Origin of the sequence: Neisseria sp. P0006.S009, from assembly GCF_051962915.1 — a bacterium.
GTDB lineage: Bacteria > Pseudomonadota > Gammaproteobacteria > Burkholderiales > Neisseriaceae > Neisseria > Neisseria subflava_E.
In genome coordinates, this window is record NZ_JBQCUV010000002.1 from 190,157 (window position 1) to 208,065 (window position 17,909).

20 protein-coding genes, 1 tRNA gene and 1 pseudogene are annotated in these 17,909 nt (G+C 53.7%); 14 read left to right on the plus strand and 8 right to left on the minus strand.

From position 1 onward, the window contains the following. Positions 1-125 precede the first annotated feature (125 nt). Together ACTHTK_RS04690 and glnE are read right to left on the minus strand one after the other, a co-directional pair. The gene (locus tag ACTHTK_RS04690) at positions 126-1,220 is read right to left on the minus strand and encodes an FAD-dependent oxidoreductase (protein WP_440378428.1); all 1,095 of its coding nucleotides are present in this window, start codon (positions 1,218-1,220) and stop codon (positions 126-128) included. A 282-nt stretch (positions 1,221-1,502) separates the two neighbouring features. Continuing rightward, a complete protein-coding gene (gene glnE / locus ACTHTK_RS04695) occupies positions 1,503-4,187 on the minus strand; it encodes a bifunctional [glutamate--ammonia ligase]-adenylyl-L-tyrosine phosphorylase/[glutamate--ammonia-ligase] adenylyltransferase (RefSeq protein ID WP_440378429.1) in 2,685 nt (894 codons plus the stop codon). A 128-nt stretch (positions 4,188-4,315) separates the two neighbouring features. On the opposite strand from glnE, the gene ACTHTK_RS04700 reads away from it, so the two are divergent. The 3 genes from ACTHTK_RS04700 (at position 4,316) to coaD (ending at position 6,060) form a co-directional block, all read left to right on the plus strand. Continuing rightward, positions 4,316-4,591, plus strand: a complete 276-nt coding sequence (locus ACTHTK_RS04700; RefSeq protein ID WP_003682648.1) for an oxidative damage protection protein — start codon at positions 4,316-4,318, stop codon at positions 4,589-4,591. Between the two features lie 163 nt (positions 4,592-4,754). After that, complete coding sequence (locus ACTHTK_RS04705) at positions 4,755-5,441, plus strand: Bax inhibitor-1 family protein (protein WP_107723788.1); 687 nt, start codon at positions 4,755-4,757, stop codon at positions 5,439-5,441. Between the two features lie 106 nt (positions 5,442-5,547). Next, positions 5,548-6,060 carry a pantetheine-phosphate adenylyltransferase gene (coaD, locus tag ACTHTK_RS04710; RefSeq protein WP_049345008.1) on the plus strand — a complete coding sequence of 171 codons (513 nt, stop codon included), beginning with the start codon at positions 5,548-5,550 and terminating at the stop codon, positions 6,058-6,060. A gap of 47 nt (positions 6,061-6,107) precedes the next feature. Here coaD and ACTHTK_RS04715 read toward each other — a convergent pair whose 3' ends face one another. Then, positions 6,108-6,668 carry a hypothetical protein gene (locus ACTHTK_RS04715; protein ID WP_049336656.1) on the minus strand — a complete coding sequence of 187 codons (561 nt, stop codon included), beginning with the start codon at positions 6,666-6,668 and terminating at the stop codon, positions 6,108-6,110. 204 nt (positions 6,669-6,872) lie between these two features. On the opposite strand from ACTHTK_RS04715, the gene ACTHTK_RS04720 reads away from it, so the two are divergent. From ACTHTK_RS04720 to ACTHTK_RS04760, 9 genes are all read left to right on the plus strand, one after another. Beyond that, a tRNA-Phe gene (locus tag ACTHTK_RS04720) sits at positions 6,873-6,948 on the plus strand. 309 nt (positions 6,949-7,257) lie between these two features. After that, entirely contained in the window at positions 7,258-8,166 is a 909-nt protein-coding gene (locus ACTHTK_RS04725; RefSeq protein WP_440378430.1) for a dialkylrecorsinol condensing enzyme, read from the plus strand. Continuing rightward, entirely contained in the window at positions 8,144-8,446 is a 303-nt protein-coding gene (locus tag ACTHTK_RS04730) for a GNAT family N-acetyltransferase (protein WP_440378431.1), read from the plus strand. The genes ACTHTK_RS04725 and ACTHTK_RS04730 overlap by 23 nt, the downstream gene beginning before the upstream one ends. A gap of 19 nt (positions 8,447-8,465) precedes the next feature. Next, positions 8,466-9,632 carry a beta-ketoacyl-ACP synthase III gene (locus ACTHTK_RS04735; protein WP_440378432.1) on the plus strand — a complete coding sequence of 389 codons (1,167 nt, stop codon included), beginning with the start codon at positions 8,466-8,468 and terminating at the stop codon, positions 9,630-9,632. Next, positions 9,633-10,028 carry a hypothetical protein gene (locus ACTHTK_RS04740; RefSeq protein WP_440378433.1) on the plus strand — a complete coding sequence of 132 codons (396 nt, stop codon included), beginning with the start codon at positions 9,633-9,635 and terminating at the stop codon, positions 10,026-10,028. Positions 10,029-10,036: 8 nt separating this feature from the next. Next, a complete protein-coding gene (locus ACTHTK_RS04745) occupies positions 10,037-10,711 on the plus strand; it encodes a glutathione S-transferase family protein (RefSeq protein ID WP_440378434.1) in 675 nt (224 codons plus the stop codon). A gap of 129 nt (positions 10,712-10,840) precedes the next feature. Next, complete coding sequence (gene tsaB, locus ACTHTK_RS04750) at positions 10,841-11,548, plus strand: tRNA (adenosine(37)-N6)-threonylcarbamoyltransferase complex dimerization subunit type 1 TsaB (protein ID WP_440378492.1); 708 nt, start codon at positions 10,841-10,843, stop codon at positions 11,546-11,548. Continuing rightward, positions 11,545-11,988, plus strand: a complete 444-nt coding sequence (gene rimI / locus ACTHTK_RS04755; RefSeq protein WP_440378435.1) for a ribosomal protein S18-alanine N-acetyltransferase — start codon at positions 11,545-11,547, stop codon at positions 11,986-11,988. The genes tsaB and rimI overlap by 4 nt, the downstream gene beginning before the upstream one ends. Then, positions 11,982-12,749 (plus strand): uracil-DNA glycosylase family protein, encoded by a 768-nt coding sequence (locus tag ACTHTK_RS04760; RefSeq protein WP_440378436.1) that lies wholly within the window; start codon positions 11,982-11,984, stop codon positions 12,747-12,749. The genes rimI and ACTHTK_RS04760 overlap by 7 nt, the downstream gene beginning before the upstream one ends. A gap of 70 nt (positions 12,750-12,819) precedes the next feature. On the opposite strand, the gene ACTHTK_RS04765 is transcribed toward ACTHTK_RS04760, so the two are convergent. From ACTHTK_RS04765 to thiE, 3 genes are all read right to left on the minus strand, one after another. Next, positions 12,820-13,608, minus strand: coding sequence for a thiazole synthase (locus tag ACTHTK_RS04765; protein ID WP_049332237.1), 789 nt, complete (start codon positions 13,606-13,608; stop codon positions 12,820-12,822). A 118-nt stretch (positions 13,609-13,726) separates the two neighbouring features. Further along, positions 13,727-13,921: a sulfur carrier protein ThiS gene (gene thiS, locus ACTHTK_RS04770; protein ID WP_070814602.1), complete on the minus strand. Its 195-nt coding sequence runs from the start codon at positions 13,919-13,921 to the stop codon at positions 13,727-13,729. Positions 13,922-13,963: 42 nt separating this feature from the next. Then, a complete protein-coding gene (thiE, locus tag ACTHTK_RS04775; RefSeq protein ID WP_440378437.1) occupies positions 13,964-14,581 on the minus strand; it encodes a thiamine phosphate synthase in 618 nt (205 codons plus the stop codon). A gap of 207 nt (positions 14,582-14,788) precedes the next feature. On the opposite strand from thiE, the gene ACTHTK_RS04780 reads away from it, so the two are divergent. Further along, positions 14,789-15,172: a hypothetical protein gene (locus ACTHTK_RS04780; RefSeq protein WP_004518967.1), complete on the plus strand. Its 384-nt coding sequence runs from the start codon at positions 14,789-14,791 to the stop codon at positions 15,170-15,172. Positions 15,173-15,192: 20 nt separating this feature from the next. Here the strand turns inward: ACTHTK_RS04780 and ACTHTK_RS04785 are convergent. Next, positions 15,193-15,722: pseudogene (locus ACTHTK_RS04785) on the minus strand (IS1595 family transposase); the annotation flags it as partial. A 218-nt stretch (positions 15,723-15,940) separates the two neighbouring features. On the opposite strand from ACTHTK_RS04785, the gene ACTHTK_RS04790 reads away from it, so the two are divergent. Further along, positions 15,941-16,207, plus strand: coding sequence for a SemiSWEET family transporter (locus ACTHTK_RS04790; protein WP_004518970.1), 267 nt, complete (start codon positions 15,941-15,943; stop codon positions 16,205-16,207). A gap of 149 nt (positions 16,208-16,356) precedes the next feature. Here the strand turns inward: ACTHTK_RS04790 and mgtE are convergent, their stop codons facing one another. Continuing rightward, positions 16,357-17,829, minus strand: coding sequence for a magnesium transporter (gene mgtE, locus ACTHTK_RS04795; protein ID WP_004518972.1), 1,473 nt, complete (start codon positions 17,827-17,829; stop codon positions 16,357-16,359). Positions 17,830-17,909 lie beyond the last annotated feature (80 nt).

The window sequence follows — 17,909 nt, forward strand, 5'->3', positions numbered from 1 at the left end:
GCATCATGCGGTTTTCAGACGCAAGGTTAATTGAATTGACGGCGATTTTATCATTTTCAGACGGCCTGTGGCTGTCTTTCACAAACAATTTGCCCGATTTTCAAGCCACTTCGTCCGCAACAGCTTCAATTCGCAGCGCGGATATACGGCAAACCACTGGTTTCGTCGTATTCGGGAATGTCGCTTCCGGCAAACAGCGCACCGGCCAAACGCACGGCCGCGCCGGTAACGGCCGGGGAAATCATAAAGCCGTGGCGGAACAGGCCGTTGACTTCAATCAGGCGGCGTTCGCGGTTGAAGCGGATTTCGGGGTTGTGGTGGTTTAAAGTCGGGCGCAGGCCGGTGGTCAGTTCCAAAAGGTTTGCCTCGCCAAATGCCGGATGCACGGCGTACAGCGCGGACAAAAGTTCCAAACCGGAACGCACGCTGGCCGGCGCTTGGCTTTCGCTTTCGATTTGGGTCGCACCAATCACAAAAATATGGTTTTCCTTCGGCGCGATATACAAAGGATAGCGCGGATGCAGCAGACGCACGGGGCGGGACAGCTCAATTTCGGGGGCGTAAACGCGCGCCACTTCGCCGCGAACGCCGCGCAAAACGCTTTCAGACGGCCTGTTCCACGCGCTCTTTGCACCATAACCGCGGCAGTCAATGACCCAATCGTATTGCGCTGCCAAATCTTCGACTTCGCGTTCGCACGACCAATGACACGCTACATTCATCGACTCCAAAGCATCGGCCAACGCATTCAATACCTGCCGTCCGTCCAACTGCCCTTCTGTCGGCAGATACAGGCCGTCTGAAAACCGCCCTGCCAGTTGCGGCTCGTTGGCTGCGATTTCATCCGCGTTCCAACGTATGGTTTCATGTTCCGCCACGCCGCCGCGCTTCAAATGACGGGCAAACTCGGCAGAAAGCGGCTTGTCCTGCGTGTGCCAGACAATCAGGCTGCCGTTTTCCTGTATCATCACCGGCGTATTCAGGCGGCCGACAATCGCGCGCCAAAGCGCAATGCTTTGTTTGCCCAAACGGATGACTTCGGGCGTTGCCTCCACCGCTTCGGCAGACGGCGCCAGCATGGCCGCGGCAACATAAGCGGCGGCTTGCGCGCCGTTGCGTTCGCCTTTCTCAAACAACTCGACCGAAATGCCCTGCTCTGCCAGTTGGAACGCCATCAGACGGCCCGACAGACCGCCACCGAGTACCGTAACCTTAGACATCAGTTTCTCCTTGTTTTTAATATATAAATAAGCAGCATATTTTAGAACTTGTTTTGCTATATCACAATATCGACACAAAATGAGAACAGTTTTTGCATACCATGCTCAAACTGAATCAGTAATACGCAAACAAAAAGCTTCCCTCTATACCCGACAGTTACCGCTTCAAGCTGCCAATCAGCTTTTATAAAAATATCTTCCTTACATAAAACCTACTATTTGAAGTGAGTGTGTTGCGACGGCAAATCAAATTATATTGACGCGTTAAATACGCCTGCCTGCTTATCCGAACTTCACTTCTGCCCCGAATACTTCCTGCCATAGTTTTCGCACATTGCCGTAGTGGGTCAGCAACTCGTCCGTTACTTCGGTTTTTTTGGCATCGCGCAGTTTGGTGTTGTGTTGCTGCTGGCGGTAGAAGCGGTAGGCGGTGCGGCTTTGTTCGGCGAGGGTTTTGTCGATGAGGCCGCAGTCGGCGGCGATGTTCAATAGGGCGATGTTGCCGTAGTTATCGAGGAGTTGCGGATACTGGCGGGCATGGGCAAGTATCAGATATTGGACGATAAATTCAACATCGACCACGCCGCCGCGCGCGTATTTGACGTTGCTGTCGGCAGGCGGGTGGGTGGGAAACATTTTTTCGCGCATTTCGATGATTTCGCCTGCTAAAACGGTTTGGTCGCGTTCAGCGGTCAGCATCTCAGTACGGATACGATCGAAGGCCATCTGAACATCAGGCGTACCGCAGATAAAACGGGCGCGGGTGAGGGACTGGTGTTCCCATGTCCATGCGTTTTCACGTTGGTATTTTTCAAAGGCAGCGATGCTGTGGGCGAGGAAACCTGCATCGCCGTTGGGACGCAGGCGCAGGTCGGTTTCGTAGAGGCTGCCTGCGCCGGTAGCGGCGGAAAGCCAGTTGGTTAGGCGGCGGGCGAGGCGGCTGTACACGTCGCCTGCATCGGGATGAGGGTCGTCATAAAGATAGACCAAGTCGAGATCGGAGGAATAGCTGAGCTCTTTACCGCCCAGTCTGCCGTAGCCGATGATGGCAAATTGCGGCGCATCACGGTGTTTTTTGGGCATATCCGCCCACGCGCACGGCAGGGCGGCGGCAAGGATGGTGTCGGCAAGTGCGGAGAGCTGGTCGGAAAGTGATTCTACCGTCCACAATCCGGCAAGGTCTTGAACGGCTAGGCGGAAGACTTGGGCGTGTTGGAAATGGCGCAGTGTGTCCATTTGTGCTTCGGTGTCGCCGCCGCAGGCTTTGAGATCGTTTGAAAGTGAGGCGGCAAGGGCCGGCCAGTCGAACGCGGTATCCAAAAGCTGCGTGCTGATGAGTTCGTCCAGCAAAATCGGATATTTGCTCAGATACGCCGCCACCCATGAGCTTTGGCTCATGATTTGTGCCAGATGAGCCAAGGTTTGCGGATGTTCGTTGAGGAAGGCGAGATAGGCGGAGCGGCGGCTGATGTTTTCGAGAAAGTCAAACAGCCGCATTAATGTGTCGGTCGGGTTGGGTTGCTCGGCCGCCGCCTGTACCAACAGCGGCACAATGGCGTCGAAACGCGGCTGGGCGTGGGCGGAAAGGTGGCGGTATTTATGGCCGTTGCGGATTTGGTCAAGCCGCGTGGCGATGGTTTCGGCATCAAACCCATATTCTTTCAGACGGCCTAGCCGTTCTTCTTCATCGGGTTTTTCCTGCCATGCCCATTGCCATTCGCTGTTGCTTTGCGTTTGCTCTTCGGGTTCACTCAAAATTTCGTTGAACAACTGATTGACTTTGTTCCGATGCACATTGAGGCCGTCTGAAAAAGCAGCATAGCTGTCGAAACCCATGCTTTCGGCGAGCAGTTGTTGCTGTTCGGGCGAGGTGGGCAGAGTTTGGGTTTGCTGGTCGTCCCAGTATTGCAGGCGGTGTTCGACGTCGCGCAGGAATCGGTAGGCGGCCAGCAGGGTTTCGACGTTTTCAGACGGCATGATGCCCAGCTCGGCAAGTTTCTTCAGCGTTTCCTGCGTGCCTTTCAGTTGCAGCGCGCGCATTTGTCCGCCGCGTATCATTTGGAAAATTTGGGCGATAAATTCGACTTCGCGGATGCCGCCCGCGCCGAGTTTGATGTTGTCCGCCATACCTTTTTTGCTGACTTCGCTGCGGATTTGGCGGTGCAGGTTGCGCATCGCTTCATACGCGCTGTAATCCAGATATTTGCGGAACACAAAGGGGCGCACCAGCGATTTGATGTCGTTCGGATACGGCGTAACCACGCGGCCTTTGCACCACGCATAACGCTCCCATTCGCGCCCCTGTGTAATCAGATATTGCTCCAGCGCGGTTTCACTCAACACCAGCGCGCCCGAATCGCCGTCCGGCCGCAGCCGCATATCGACGCGGAACACCTGCCCGTCGGCGGTAATGTCGTTCAACAATGCAATCAATTTCTGCCCGACTTTGGTGAAAAACTCCTGATTCCCCCGTTCGCGCCTGCCGTCGGTGTCGCCCGATTCGGGATAGACGAAAATCAAATCGATGTCGGAAGACACGTTCAACTCATAGCCGCCCGCCTTGCCCATCGCTACCACGCTCAAATGCTGCGGCGATTTCGTATAACGCCCGATCGGCGTGCCGTACATATCCCGATAATAGGCGTAGGAAAAGTCCAATGCGGTATTGACGGCAAAATCGGCAAACAGCGTAATCGTGCGGGTTACTTCGTTCAAATCGCTGATGCGGTTTATATCGCGCACGATAATCTGCGACACGACATAGCGGCGCAACTCGCGCAACTGCCGCGCCAATTCTTCCTCGTTTTCTTCCGCGCGGATTTTGTCCCAATCGGCAAAAGCTTGAAAATCAGCTTCGGTCAAAACCTTGTCCAACATGGGCAGGAAAATTTCAGGCTTGAGTTTGCCGTTGTCGAGCTGGCGGGCGAGAAAAAGGGAATAACGGCGGGCAGTATCGAGGCGGTTCATAATCTTTGCCTGAATAAACAGAAAAGACCATCATAGCAAGGTTTCAGGCCGTCTGAAACCCACGCTTTCCCCTATCCGTGCAATCGGCTAAAATACCAACCTTTGCAACCCCACATAAGGAAACCACCATGACCCGTATGGTTCACTGCGTCAAACTCGGCAAAGAAGCCGAAGGCATGAAATTTCCGCCGCTGCCCAACGAATTGGGCAAACGCATTTTTGAAAACGTTTCCCAAGAAGCATGGATGGCTTGGACCCGTCACCAAACCATGCTGATCAACGAAAACCGCTTAAGCCTTGCCGATCCGCGCGCGCGCGAATACCTCGCCCAGCAGATGGAACAATACTTCTTCGGCGACGGAGCAGATGCCGTACAAGGCTACGTTCCGCAAGAGCCTAAATAAGCATTGAAAAGCCAAGGCCGTCTGAAACCCGATTTTCAGACGGCCTTTAAAATTCCCGATTGCCCCGCATATTAGGCAAATAGAACAGATAAATCATACAAACCCATGATTCTCTGTTAGAATCCAAATTTCATTTATTTCAATCCACACTGGAGCAAACGCCATGCAAAACGACGTTTACGACTATACCTCGCAAGGCTCGGTTGCCAAAAATACCGTCCTGCAAAAAACCTACCGCCTGCTCGGCCTGTCTTTCATTCCTGCCATTGCCGGCGCATTCTTTTCCGCCAAAACAGGCTTTAACATTTTCGCCATGTTCGGTTCATACTATGTTGCCCTGGCCGCCTTCTTCGGCTTTTTCTACGGCATGACCTTCCTGATCGAGAAAAACCGTTACAGCAACGTCGGCGTAGCCCTGTTGATGATCTTCACTTTCGGTATGGGCCTTGCCATTAGCCCTATGTTGCAATACACCCTGTCTATTAACAACGGCGCGCAAATCGTCGGCACAGCCGCCGCCATGACCGCCGGTGTATTCTTCACCATGTCCGCTATGGCACGCCGCACCACAATGAACATGAACAAACTCGGCAGCTTCCTCGGTGCCGGCGCCATCGTGCTCATGATTGCCGTTGTGGCCAACATCTTCCTCAACATCCCTGCCCTGAGCCTGACCATCGCGGCCGGCTTCGTTGTCTTCAGTTCCCTGATGATTATGTGGCAGGTGCGTGCCGTTATCGACGGTGGTGAAGACAGCCACATCAGCGCGGCGCTGACCATCTTCATCTCCATCTACAACATTTTCAGCAGCCTCTTGAGAATCCTCATCTCTATTAGCGGTGACGACTGATAAAGCCGCAAAGGCCGTCTGAAATTTCAGACGGCCTTTTTGATTTTTGACATCACCGGCAAACTCCCCTATCCTGAACGTACACAAACCCCATTCCCAACCCAAAATGACCACGACCACTCCGCGCCGTGCAGTGTACGCAGGCAGCTTCGACCCTCCCACCCTCGGCCACCTGTGGATGATACAGGAAGCCCAATCCCTCTTTGACGAACTCATTGTCGCCATCGGCACCAATCCCGAAAAGCGCAGCACCTACACCATAGAAGAACGCCGCGCCATGCTCGATGCCATTACCCACCCCTTCCCCAATGTCCGCATCAGCGTGTTTGAAAACCGCTTTTTGGTCGATTATGCCCGCGAAGCCAAAGCCAATTTTATCGTCCGCGGCATCCGTTCCGCCGCCGACTACGAATACGAACGCTCGATGCGCTACATCAACAGCGACATCGCCCCCGAAATCTCCACCGTCTTCCTGATGCCGCCGCGCGAAATAGCCGAAGTATCCTCCACCATGGTCAAAGGCCTGGTCGGCCCACAAGGCTGGCGCGACATGATAGGCCGCTACCTCCCCGACCCCGTCTATCAAAAAATCCTGCAAGACCACGAAACAAACACATAAAACAAAGGCCGTCCGAACATTTCAGACGGCCTTCCAATTTTCATTGATTATTTACGGGCAGACGTCAACGCCTGCAGGTTTTGATTCAACGTTTCCATGTCCAACCAACCGGCGGCAATAAACAGCATCAAAATCACCGTACCCACACACAGCACGCCGATACCATACAACAGATAGCCCACCAAAACACGGCCTACCGTCGCATTCCCCATCCACATCAAACCGCGTACCTGCACCACAAAAACCCAAGCCTGCCACAGCAGCGCAAACGCAGCCAACGCCGGCACATACAACACCAGCAACAGCGGCAGCAGCAAAGCCTCAGACACCAAAATAAAGCCCCACAAAGGCAACCGGGGCGCACCGTAATAATGCAGCACCTTGCGCATCGAGCGGCTCAACACCAACCATTTCACAATCACCAAAATCACCGACAGGCACACCGCCGCCGCGCCACTGCCAAACAAAGGCGACATGCTGGCCGCGTTCACCACACCCAACAGCAGCAACACCGCCGCCATCACCAAAGGTGAATACAAATACGTCTCCGGCGAACGATAGCGCAAACGCAAAACATCCCACATATCACGAACAAACACATACAGCATGGCATAAATCCAAAGCAAAAAAGCCGATTGTATCTTAGGCCGTCTGAAAATCAAACCAGCAAACCTAAAAACCGCCAATTAAAACGAAAAATAATTCAATACAAAACAAAATCTTAATTTACCGCCTCAAAAATAAAGCCTACAAACGCTTGCACAAGGCAACGAAATTTGGTTTAATTCACATCTCGCAACGAAACACGCGAAGGCCAGATAGCTCAGTTGGTAGAGCAACGGATTGAAAATCCGTGTGTCGGCGGTTCGATTCCGCCTCTGGCCACCACCAACCGCATTGAAGCGGTTATTTTTTTGTCTATACAATTTGCACGCATGTTTTAAGCGCAAATCCCGTTCCAGACCATGCGTCCCGATTTCCACACAAGGCCGTCTGAAAAATTTCAGACGGCCGTTGTTCATGTTGGCATGGCATAAAAATCCGCTTCTCCGCTCCATTCCGACAGAATACGGCGCTTCCATCCAAATCGGTTGAAACCTTCGTGAACATACTGAATATGAATAAAGTTCAAGGCAGGTCGGTTTACTATATAATACCGTCCAAACCAACCATAACTTACTCATTGCAGGGAAGATAATGAAAAAAGTGCTGATTATGCATTACTCGCAAACGGGGCAGCTCTCCAGCCTGGCGCGAAATTTTGCCGCGCCGTTGCAAACAGCCGGGATACAGGTCGATTGCGTCAATATCGTACCGGAGCAGGCATTTCCGTTTCCATGGCCGTTTTGGCGTTTTTTCGATACTTTTCCTGAAACCGTCCATTTAAAACCCGCCCCGATTCTGCCACCGCAAATTCCATCCGAAGATTACGATGTGGTGGTTATTGCCTACACCGTTTGGTTCCTCTCTCCTTCGCAACCGATTACCGCCTTTTTGCAACGCGAAGAAACGCGCCGCCTGTTAGACGGCAAACCGGTCATCACGCTTATCGGCTGCCGCAATATGTGGCTGGGCGCGCAGGAAAAAATGAAATCTTTGCTGAAACAAAACGGCGCCAAACTCATCGGCAACATCGTAAAAATCGATGACTGCAACAGCGCGGCAAGTTTCATTACCACGCCCGCATGGATGCTGACCGGCGACAAACGCTATTTCCGCTCCCTGCCCTCCGCCGGCATTGCTGAAGAAGAATTGGCGGATGCGGCGCGGTTTGGGACGAAATTGCGCGATACACTATTGAACCAACAGCCTTTGGACGAAACCCTGTTTCAAAATATGGGTGCGGCGACAGTGAATGAAAAACTGATTTTCAGCGAACGCGCCGCCGGTCGCAGCTTCTTCATCTGGGGCAAGCTTTTGATGGCGGCAGGCCGTATTTCTCCGCTCTTGCGCCGTGCCTTGTTGTGCTTCTACATCGTCTTTTTATTGGCGATGATTTTGGTGGTTTTACCCATCAGTGTAATTTTGAAAAAACTGCTGCATCCGCTGCTCAAAGGCCGTCTGAAAAAGCTGGCGGACTATTATGAACAACCGTCAGGCAGATAATCTGTTTCAGACGGCTTCAAACCAGGAATCCATCATGCCCGAAGTTATCCACTACCCCGAACGCCGTCGCTTTCAAATCGACATTGACGGTTTGGAAGCAGGCTATATCAGCTATACCGAACACAACGGCGGCTGGGACGTAAACCATACCGAGGTCTCGCCCAACTTCCGTCATCGCGGCATTGCCAAACTGCTGGTGAGCGCGCTGATGGAGTACGCCGAAACACACTACATCCCGTTGACTGCAAGCTGCGACTACGCGGCGCGGTTTATCGGTTGAATATTTTGACAAACACATCATGACATCGAATAACACACTCAAAGACGTTTATCTCAACCGCGTTTCTGCCTTCCTGCCCAATGCCCCCGTCGGCAATGACGAAATGGAAGCCGTCCTCGGCATGGCAGGCGATGTACCTTCACGCGTGCGCCGTATGATTTTGCGTTCCAACGGTATTTTGTCGCGCCATTACGCCATCGATCCCGAAAGTCGCCGGACGACGCACACCAATGCCGAATTGGCTGCCGAAGCGGTCAACGGACTGTTTGCCCAAGGCGTTCCAGCAGAAGCCATCGGCAGCCTGGCATGCGCCACTTCCTATCCCGACCAAACCATGCCCGGACACGGCGTGATGGTGCATGGTTTGCTGGATATGCCGCCTTGCGAAGTGTTCAGCATGGCAGGCGTATGCGCGGCAGGTGTGGCGGCGATGAAACACGCTTACAACGCCGTACGCACCGGCGAACACGCACATGCGGTTTCCGTTGCTTCCGAAAACGCCTCGGCGGTCATGCGCGGCGAAGTATTCCAAAGTGAAACCGACCATAAAAAACTGGAAAACGCGTCCCCCGAAATCGGGTTTGAAAAAGACTTTTTGCGCTGGATGCTGTCTGACGGCGCAGGCGCGGTGTATCTGTCCGACCGCCCCAATTCAGACGGCCTCAGCCTGAAAATCCATTGGATAGACCTGCTTTCCTACGCCAACGAAATGCCGCCCTGCATGTATGCCGGCGCAGAATTCCGCGACGGCGTATTTGAAGGCTGGAAACACGCCGATGCCGATTACGGCCGCCGCCACAGCCTGATGGCGGTCAAACAAGACGTCAAACTGCTGAACGAAAACATCGTCCGCTATACAGTGGAAAAACCCCTCTCCCAAATCGCCGCCAAACACGGCATCCGCGCCGAAGAAATCGATTGGTTCCTGCCACACTACTCTTCCGGCTTTTTCCGCGACCGCCTTTCAGACGGCCTGAAAAACATCGGCTTCGACATTCCGCAGGAAAAATGGTTTACCAATCTGCACAGTAAGGGCAACACGGGTTCGGCCTCGATTTACATCATCCTTGAAGAATTTATGCGCACCTTTCCCATCGAACACGGCCAAAAAATCCTGTGTTACGTTCCGGAAAGCGGCCGTTTTTCAACATGTTTCATGCTTTTGGAAGCAGTAAAGGCCGTCTGAATGAAGATTGACGACATTCCTCAAGACAACAGCGCCAGCTACCACGGCCACCGCAAAGTCATCTACGGCACCCGCGACGGCCACTACGAAGCGGCCACCAGCAACGGTTGGCAGGACGAAGCCTACGCCACCGAAATGGCGGTGTGTGAACTCGATGCCCAAACGCAGGCCGCGCGCGAAGCCGTCGAAAAAGGCGAATATTCGCCGCTGTACTACCATATGTTCCGCTGCCGTTATGATGAAACCGGCTTAGCCATGGCGGCAGGCGTATGGAAATGGCAGCTGCGGCGGCATTTCCGCCCCGAAGTATTCGTCAAACTATCGGCCAAAACCCTGCAAAAATACGCCGATGCCTGCCAAATCAGCATAGACGGCCTCAAACAAACCAATATTTAAAGCCCCTCATGATTACCCTGCATTCGCTCGACCAATCCCGCGCCCTGCGCATTGTTTGGCTGCTTGAAATCCTCGGTACGCCTTACCGTCTACAAACCTACCGCCGCCATCCCGACATTTTGCTCGCCCCTGACGAACTCAAAACCATCCATCCCTTGGGCAAATCGCCTTTATTGGATGATAACGGCTTTATCTTGGCGGAAAGCGGCGCGATTACCGACTATCTGATTCAAACCTACGGCAACGGCCGTCTGATGCCCGAACGCGGCAGCCGCGAATACTGGCAATATCAACGCTGGCTGCATTATGCCGAAGGTTCGCTGATGCCGTTATTGCTGCTCGGACTGGTGTTCCGCCGAATTGAAAGCGCGCCCATGCCGTTTTTCGTCAAACCGATTGCCCGCAAAATCAGCGGCAGCGTCAAAAGCAGCTTTATCCATCCGCAAGCCGCGCTGCATCTTGCCCATATCGACAGCGAGTTGGAAAACCGCGAATGGTTGGTCGGCAACAGCCTCAGCGGTGCCGACATCATGATGAGCTATCCGCTGCAAGCCGCGGCCGACCGCTTCGATTTTGCCGATTACCCCAATATCCGCGCTTATTTGCAACGCATCGAAGCGCATAAAGCCTACCGCCGCGCCGTTGAAAAAGCAGGTTCGCCTTTATTGAAACTCGACAAATAAAACAAGGCCGTCTGAAACGTTTTCAGACGGCCTGAAACCTTGGTTCACTTATCGAACAGCTTTGCGGTAAACGGCGTTTTTACCCAAGCGCCGCCCGAGTGCTTTGTTCCCCCTCGCTGTTCCACTATAATGGCAATCCATATCTTTCTAAAAAATAACACCATGCCAACCGACAACCGCCCGACTCTTGCCATCGACACCAGCACATCCTTTTTGTCTATCGCATTGGAACATCAAGGCGAAATCTACCTGTTCCACGAAAACGTCGGCACCAAGCAATCCGAACAAATCCTGCCGCAAATCGAATGCCTCTTCAAAGAAGTGGGCATCACGGCTGCCGATTTGGGCTGCATCGTTTATGCACAAGGCCCCGGCGCATTTACCGGCCTGCGTATCGGCGCGGCGGTTGCACAAGGTTTGGCCACACCGTTTGACACGCCCATGATCGGCATTCCCTGCCTCGATGCCACAGCTTCGCTGCTACCGCCATCAAGCTGCGTACTGGCGGCCACCGATGCGCGTATGGGCGAAGTGTTCTACGCATGGTTTGATACGCAAAACCACGTCCGCTTGAGCGACTATACGGTTGGCAAAGCCGCCGCCATTGCCGCGCCCGAAGGCAAAACGCCTACCGGCGGCATCGGCAATGCCTTTGCCCTCGCCGACAAGCCGCCTTTTGACGGTCAGGCCGATATGCCGACCGCCGCCGACTATCTCAAACTTGCCCACAGCGGCCGCTATCCTGCTGCTGACGCAGCGCACGCCGAGCTGCTCTACGTCCGCAACAAAATTGCCCTGACCGCGCAAGAGCAAGCCCAACAAAAGGCCAAACCGTGAACCTGCGCCCAGCCGTACTTGCCGACTGCCCCATCCTTGCCTCCATCGACGCACAAGGCAATCCTTCGTCGTGGACGGCGCAGCAGTTTGAGTCAGCGGTTCAACACCATCCCGACAGCGTTTGGCTCAGCCAGGCAGACCACCAAATTACCGGCTTTATCGTATGGCAAACCGTATTTGACGAATCCGAGCTGCACCTGATTGCCGTCGCGCCCGAATACCGCCGCCAAGGCATTGGGTCCGCCTTGCTGCAACACTGGCAAAACGCAGTGCAACAGCAAGGCGCAACCCGATTGCTGCTCGAAGTCCGCGCAAACAATGAAACCGCGCAACGGCTCTACCGCAAACACGGCTTCCAAACCTGCGGCCGCCGCAAAAACTACTACGTCCTGCCCGACGGTGGCAGCGAAGATGCCGTATTGATGGAGAAATCATGTTAAGCAGCCGCTACCTGCACCTGCACGAAGCCTTGGGCTTGGGCCCGATGTGGCTGAACCAAAACGCCAAAATCATCCATGCCGCGCCTCAAACCGCAGCATCAGCCGCACCCGTCCGCCCCAAAGCCATTGCTGCCGATACCGCGCAAGCCGTGCGTACTTTATCCGCAGGTGCCAATCAGGCACGCACTGCCGCCATTGCCACAGCGCAAACGGCCAAACCTGCTGTCCGCGCTCCCGAAGCATCACCCAAAGCCATTGCCGAAACACCGGCAAAAACAGAAAAAGCCGCGCATTCAGACAATCTGCCCCGTCTTGACGTAACCATCAGGCCGTCTGAAATCATGGTGGTCAGCATTTGCCCGTCCACCGAAGATAGCCTGCACGGTACGCTGTTTAGCGGCGACGTCGGCACGCTTCTCGACAACATCCTCGCCGCCATCGGCCTCAAGCCCGAGCAGGCGCATAAAACCGCATGGGTCAAAACCGCGCCCGTGTTCACCGCCCTGCCCGATGCCGAACACATCCACTCCGAGCTTGCCGAAATGCAAAACGAGCTGACCGCTTCGCAAGCGCGCGCAGTCTTATTTCTCGGCAAAATCTTCGACAGCCCCGACATGCTCGGGCTGATGAACGAATTGTGTGCAGAGCGGCCGCATTTCGTCATTCCCCACCCCGCCCGCCTGCTGATGCAGCCGCAACTCAAAGCGCAGGCATGGCAAATCTTAAAGCCACTGAAACAGCTTTTGGCCAAGGCCGTCTGAACATTCTGTTCAATCTGAAATCAAGTTTTCACCAACAAAAAAGGGCGTGTTCGACACGCCCTAATGTTTATCAATATTCCGCCGAATGCCAGAAAGGCTGACCCACCGTCGGCGTACTGGCGCGCGCTTTCTCACGCGCCTCCACAGGTTCCGCCTCATAAGCCAGACGACCGGACTCGACCGCAAGCGCAAAAGCGCGTGCCATATTGACCGGATCGCCACTACGGGAAACGGCGGTATTCAGCAACACGCCGTCAAAACCCCATTCCATCACTTGCGCCGCCTGCGAAGGCAAACCCAAGCCCGCGTCGATAATCAACGGCGTATCGGGCAGACGTTCGCGCAGGACTTTCAGCGCATAGGCGTGAACCGCGCCCAAACCCGTGCCAATCGGCGCCGCCCACGGCATCAACGCCTGACAGCCTGCATCAAGCAATCTGCGGCAGGCAATCAAATCTTCGGTGCAATAAGGCAGCACTTTGAAGCCGTCTTTAATCAGGATTTCCGCCGCTTCAACCAGTTGGAACACATCCGGCTGCAACGTGTCATCATCGCCGATAAGTTCGAGCTTGATCCAATCGGTATCAAACACTTCGCGCGCCATTTGCGCAGTGGTCACAGCTTCCTGCACGCTTTGACAGCCTGCGGTATTGGGCAACACAGGCACACCCATTTCTTCCAACAACGACCAAAAACCCTGCCCGTGCGCTTCGCCGCCGCTGCCGGCGCGGCGCAATGAAACGGTAATCATCGCCGGTTGCGCGATTTGGACAGACTGCTTGAGGATTTCCGGCGTCGGATAAGCAGCCGTACCGAGCAGCAGCCGTGAAGGGAAAGTTTCTCCGTATAGGGTAAACATGATGGATTCCTTTGTATTGTTTTTTAGATTTTAAGCATAAGGCAATCGGGCAACCCTGCCCGATATTCAAACAGGCAAAAGTCGGGCGCAAATACCCGACCTGTTGATTGCAAACCGCCTAGCCGCCGACTACCGGCCGCACGATATCGACTTTGTCGTTTTCGTTCAAAACCGTTTCCGCATACGCGCCTTTGGCGACAAATCCAGTATTCACGGCGACGGCAAAAGGCTTTTGCGGCACGGTTTGGGCAATAAGGTCGGCAACGGTTGTGCCGTTTAATGTGATGGTTTCATTGTTCAATATAATCTTCATGATGTTTGCTCCTCTTGTCAGACTTCTTATTTTCAGACGGCCTTATTCATTCCACAAAGCCTGAAACGCTTTAACCACCGCTTCGGGATTTTCCGCTTCGGTCACGGCGCGGACAACGGCGAGTGAGGAAACGCCGGTGGCAAGTACGGCTTCGGCATTGTTCAAATCGATGCCGCCGATGGCAACGACGGGCGTACCGCGTGCCTGTCTGACGTATTCGCGCAGTTTGTCCAAACCTTGCGGCGCGGTCGGCATTTGTTTGGTCGTAGTCGGGAAAATCGCGCCACTGGCGACATAGCTGGGGTGTACGGACAAGGCGCGGTCGAGTTCGGCAACGGAGTGCGTACTCAAGCCCAAGCGCAAACCGGCGGCTTCAATCGCGGCAAGGTCGGCGGTGTCCATGTCTTCCTGTCCGAGATGCACGCCGTATGCGCCCGCTTCTATCGCTTCGCGCCAGTGGTCGTTGATGAAAAGCTGGGTTGCGCTGTTTTGACAGGCGGCGACGCAACGTTCGATTTCACGTTTCAACTCGTCGCCATGCAGGATTTTACAGCGCAGTTGCACCGTGTCGGCACCTGCTTTGACCATGCGCTCGACCCAGTCAGCAGTGGGAACAACGGCGTAAAATTTCAGGGGAGATTTGAGTGGCGGGAAGGTCATAACGGCTCCGAAAGGAATAATTCGTTGTTATATTATCAGAAAAGGCCGTCTGAATAATATTTGTTTTCAGACGGCCTGATTGAAAAAATGAATATTGCCCTATTCGGCTTTGGCTTTATAAAAATATGAACATACTGATGGGTTATCAAAATGAGTGCCATATTGGCGCCCCACATTCGGAGACCCAACCCATGAAAAAAATTTCTCTTGTTAGCCGCCCTTCCCTTACTGTTTACCACTTATTCAAATGCCGCCACGCCTAAAGCGGAAGCTTCAAAACCAGCTTCGGCACACAAACAAACCAAGCAGCGTTTTTCCGGCAAAATCACCGGCTATCAAACCGCCGAGCATTTGTTCTCCGTACGCAAGGGCGACCGCCTGCGCATCAGTAAAACCGGCAGCCCTAACGCCTATTTCAACGTATGGGCACCCAAAGACGATGAAGCCGTATTTAACGGTTCGGCACAAGGCGATAAATTTGACGGTATCGCTACCCAATCGGGCAAATATAAAGTGCAGGTCTATATGATGCGCGCCCAAGCCCGCCGTAACACTACTGCCCATTACGCCGTAAACGTCATCAAAAACTAAGGGGCTGACGTAGATTAGCCCTAAATTCCACACCAATCTCGCAGGATTTTAAGCTGTTGAGACGGTGTGCCGAAGTTAAATCGAAATTCGCATTCTTTCAAGAACAGCGGGAAAGATTTGCGATCGATTCCGTTGTATTTTCGCAAGAAACGTTTTGCCTGATTCCAAAAATTCTCAATGCCGTTAATGTGGTTCTGACGGTCGACAAATTCCTTGGAATGGTTGATGCGGTAATGGATAAAACCGCTCACGTCCAACTTATCATAGCTGCTCAGGCTATCCGTGTAAACAATGCTGTCCGGCATGATTTTCTTTTTGATGACAGGGAATAACGTTTCAGACTTGGCATTATCCACCACAACGGTATAGACCCGTCCGTTGCGTTTCAGAATGCCGAAGACAACCACTTTTCCTGCCGCACCTCGACCACGTCTGCCTTTACGCTGTCCGCCGAAATAGCTTTCGTCCAGCTCGACAGAGCCCTCGAAAACCTCATCGGCAGCCAAGGCCAAATGATGGATGATGACATACATATTTTGCGGTAGAATAGAGTTATTTATCCTGCGACTAGGTAGAAGGCGCGGAAAGTCCGGCAGAACTGGTCAGCCTGATTGAAAGCGGCGACTACGAAGCCCTGCTTGCCGAAGATTCGGACGAACATGGCCAAGGCCACGAACATCATTGCGGCTGCGGCTGTTCCCTCGGCTGAATCAGCCTGCCCATATTATCTACCGCCTCGATTTTCATATTAAAAGGAGACTTACCAGCATGATAAGCAAAGCAAAATTCAATACCGTTGTCGGCAGCATAGGAGCGGCAATAGGTATTTTCGTATTTGTCGCCTATATCCCCCAAATTATCGCCAATATGCAAGGGGCAAAGGCGCAGCCGTGGCAACCCCTGTTTGCAGCAGTATCCTGTCTGATTTGGGTTTTATACGGTTGGAGCAAAGAACCCCGGAAAGACTGGATTCTGATTATACCCAACGCAGTCGGCGTGATATTGGGATTTCTGACTTTTCTGACTTCGCTTTAAACAAGGGGCTAATCTACGTCAGCCCCAAAACTAAACGCCCTCATGATGTAAAGCTTTAAAAAACAGCAAAGGCCGTCTGAAAATTGAAATTTCAGACGGCCTTTTAAACGGTTTGAAAAGGACGTATCGAACACGTCTTTTTTTTCCTATTACAACAGGAACATGGTTGCTAATCCCAAGAAAATCAGGAAGCCGCCGGAGTCGGTAACCGCGGTAATCAGCACCGAGCTGCCCAATGCCGGGTCGCGTCCGGCTTTGTCCATCATGACGGGAATGAGGACGCCGACGGTCGCGGCCAGCAAAAGGTTCAAGGTCATCGCGGCCACCATGACCAAACCGATGCCGATGTTGCCGTAGAGCAGCCATGAAATCACGCCCATTACCGTGCCCCAAATAATGCCGTTGACGAGGGCGACGCCGACTTCTTTTTTCAGCAGGCGGCCTGCCTGCGTGCTGGTCATTTGTCCCATCGCCATGGCGCGGACAATCATGGTGATGGTTTGGTTGCCGGAGTTGCCGCCGATGCCGGCGACGATAGGCATCAGCGCGGCCAGTGCGACGATTTTCTCGATACTGCCTTCAAATGCGCCAATTACGCGGCTGGCGATAAAGGCGGTACACAGGTTGATGGCGAGCCACATCCAGCGGTTTTTCACCGAGTCCCAAATCGGGGCGAACAAGTCTTCTTCTTCTTGCAAACCGGCCATGTTAAACATGTCGGCTTCGGATTCTTCACGGATCACGTCCACCATTTCGTCAATGGTGATCCTGCCGATCAACTTTTTGTTTTCATCGACAACCGGCGCGGTCACCAAGTCATAACGCTCAAACGCCTGCGCCGCTTCTTCCACGTCGTCTTCCGGACGGAAGCGCACGACATCGGTGGCCATTACGTCCGCCACCATGTCTTCGGGGTCGGCGACCAAGAGTTTGCGGATGGGCAGCACGCCTTGCAACACGTCGTTTTCATCGACCACGAAAATCTTGTCGGTATGGTCGGGCAGGCTGTCGAAACGGCGCAAGTAGCGCAATACGACTTCACACGCCACATCGGCGCGGATGCTGACCAATTCAAAGTCCATAATCGCGCCGACTTGGTTGTCTTCGTAAGACATCGCCGCTTTGACCTGCTCGCGTTCTTCTTCATCACGCGTTTGCAGCGCTTCGTACACCACTTGGTGCGGCAGGTCGTCTGCCAGCTCTGCCAATTCGTCCGCGTCCAAATCATCGACGGCGGCCAACAGCTCGTCTTTGTCCATGGACTCGATCAGCGTTTCGCGTACAGCGTCGGATACTTCCAACAACACTTCGCCGTCGTCTTCCGGAGCGACCAAAAGCCAGACGATGTTACGCTCGCGCGGCGGCAGGGATTCCAAGACGGCGGCCACGTCGGCAGGGTGCAATTCGGCCAAGAGGACGGTCAGCTCGGTGAACTTGTCGCGCAGGCTTTCGTCTTCAATCGGCACGCCTGCTTCGATTTGTTCGAAGGACGGCTCGAGGATTTCGCATAAGGCGTGGATGCGGTCGATATCGTCAGAGATTCGATCGTCAGAAATGCGGTCTTCCACCGCTTCATTGTCGGGGGTATGGTCGAGATTCGGAGGGGTTTGTTCGATGCTCATAAATGCTCCGCCCGCCGGACGCGGGAAGGCATTTCGGCGGGATGATTATGGTTGTTGTGTGTCTGATGGGAAGTTCAAAG

What these genes read in the sequence shown, in the direction of transcription:
- ACTHTK_RS04690 (WP_440378428.1), bottom strand. Translation starts at nt 1,220, where the DNA reads ATGTCTAAGGTTACGGTACTCGGTGGCGGTCTGTCGGGCCGTCTGATG.
- glnE (WP_440378429.1), bottom strand. Translation starts at nt 4,187, where the DNA reads ATGAACCGCCTCGATACTGCCCGCCGTTATTCCCTTTTTCTCGCCCGC.
- ACTHTK_RS04700 (WP_003682648.1), top strand. Translation starts at nt 4,316, where the DNA reads ATGACCCGTATGGTTCACTGCGTCAAACTCGGCAAAGAAGCCGAAGGC.
- ACTHTK_RS04705 (WP_107723788.1), top strand. Translation starts at nt 4,755, where the DNA reads ATGCAAAACGACGTTTACGACTATACCTCGCAAGGCTCGGTTGCCAAA.
- coaD (WP_049345008.1), top strand. Translation starts at nt 5,548, where the DNA reads ATGACCACGACCACTCCGCGCCGTGCAGTGTACGCAGGCAGCTTCGAC.
- ACTHTK_RS04715 (WP_049336656.1), bottom strand. Translation starts at nt 6,668, where the DNA reads ATGCTGTATGTGTTTGTTCGTGATATGTGGGATGTTTTGCGTTTGCGC.
- ACTHTK_RS04725 (WP_440378430.1), top strand. Translation starts at nt 7,258, where the DNA reads ATGAAAAAAGTGCTGATTATGCATTACTCGCAAACGGGGCAGCTCTCC.
- ACTHTK_RS04730 (WP_440378431.1), top strand. Translation starts at nt 8,144, where the DNA reads ATGAACAACCGTCAGGCAGATAATCTGTTTCAGACGGCTTCAAACCAG.
- ACTHTK_RS04735 (WP_440378432.1), top strand. Translation starts at nt 8,466, where the DNA reads ATGACATCGAATAACACACTCAAAGACGTTTATCTCAACCGCGTTTCT.
- ACTHTK_RS04740 (WP_440378433.1), top strand. Translation starts at nt 9,633, where the DNA reads ATGAAGATTGACGACATTCCTCAAGACAACAGCGCCAGCTACCACGGC.
- ACTHTK_RS04745 (WP_440378434.1), top strand. Translation starts at nt 10,037, where the DNA reads ATGATTACCCTGCATTCGCTCGACCAATCCCGCGCCCTGCGCATTGTT.
- tsaB (WP_440378492.1), top strand. Translation starts at nt 10,841, where the DNA reads ATGGCAATCCATATCTTTCTAAAAAATAACACCATGCCAACCGACAAC.
- ACTHTK_RS04760 (WP_440378436.1), top strand. Translation starts at nt 11,982, where the DNA reads ATGTTAAGCAGCCGCTACCTGCACCTGCACGAAGCCTTGGGCTTGGGC.
- ACTHTK_RS04765 (WP_049332237.1), bottom strand. Translation starts at nt 13,608, where the DNA reads ATGTTTACCCTATACGGAGAAACTTTCCCTTCACGGCTGCTGCTCGGT.
- thiS (WP_070814602.1), bottom strand. Translation starts at nt 13,921, where the DNA reads ATGAAGATTATATTGAACAATGAAACCATCACATTAAACGGCACAACC.
- thiE (WP_440378437.1), bottom strand. Translation starts at nt 14,581, where the DNA reads ATGACCTTCCCGCCACTCAAATCTCCCCTGAAATTTTACGCCGTTGTT.
- ACTHTK_RS04790 (WP_004518970.1), top strand. Translation starts at nt 15,941, where the DNA reads ATGATAAGCAAAGCAAAATTCAATACCGTTGTCGGCAGCATAGGAGCG.
- mgtE (WP_004518972.1), bottom strand. Translation starts at nt 17,829, where the DNA reads ATGAGCATCGAACAAACCCCTCCGAATCTCGACCATACCCCCGACAAT.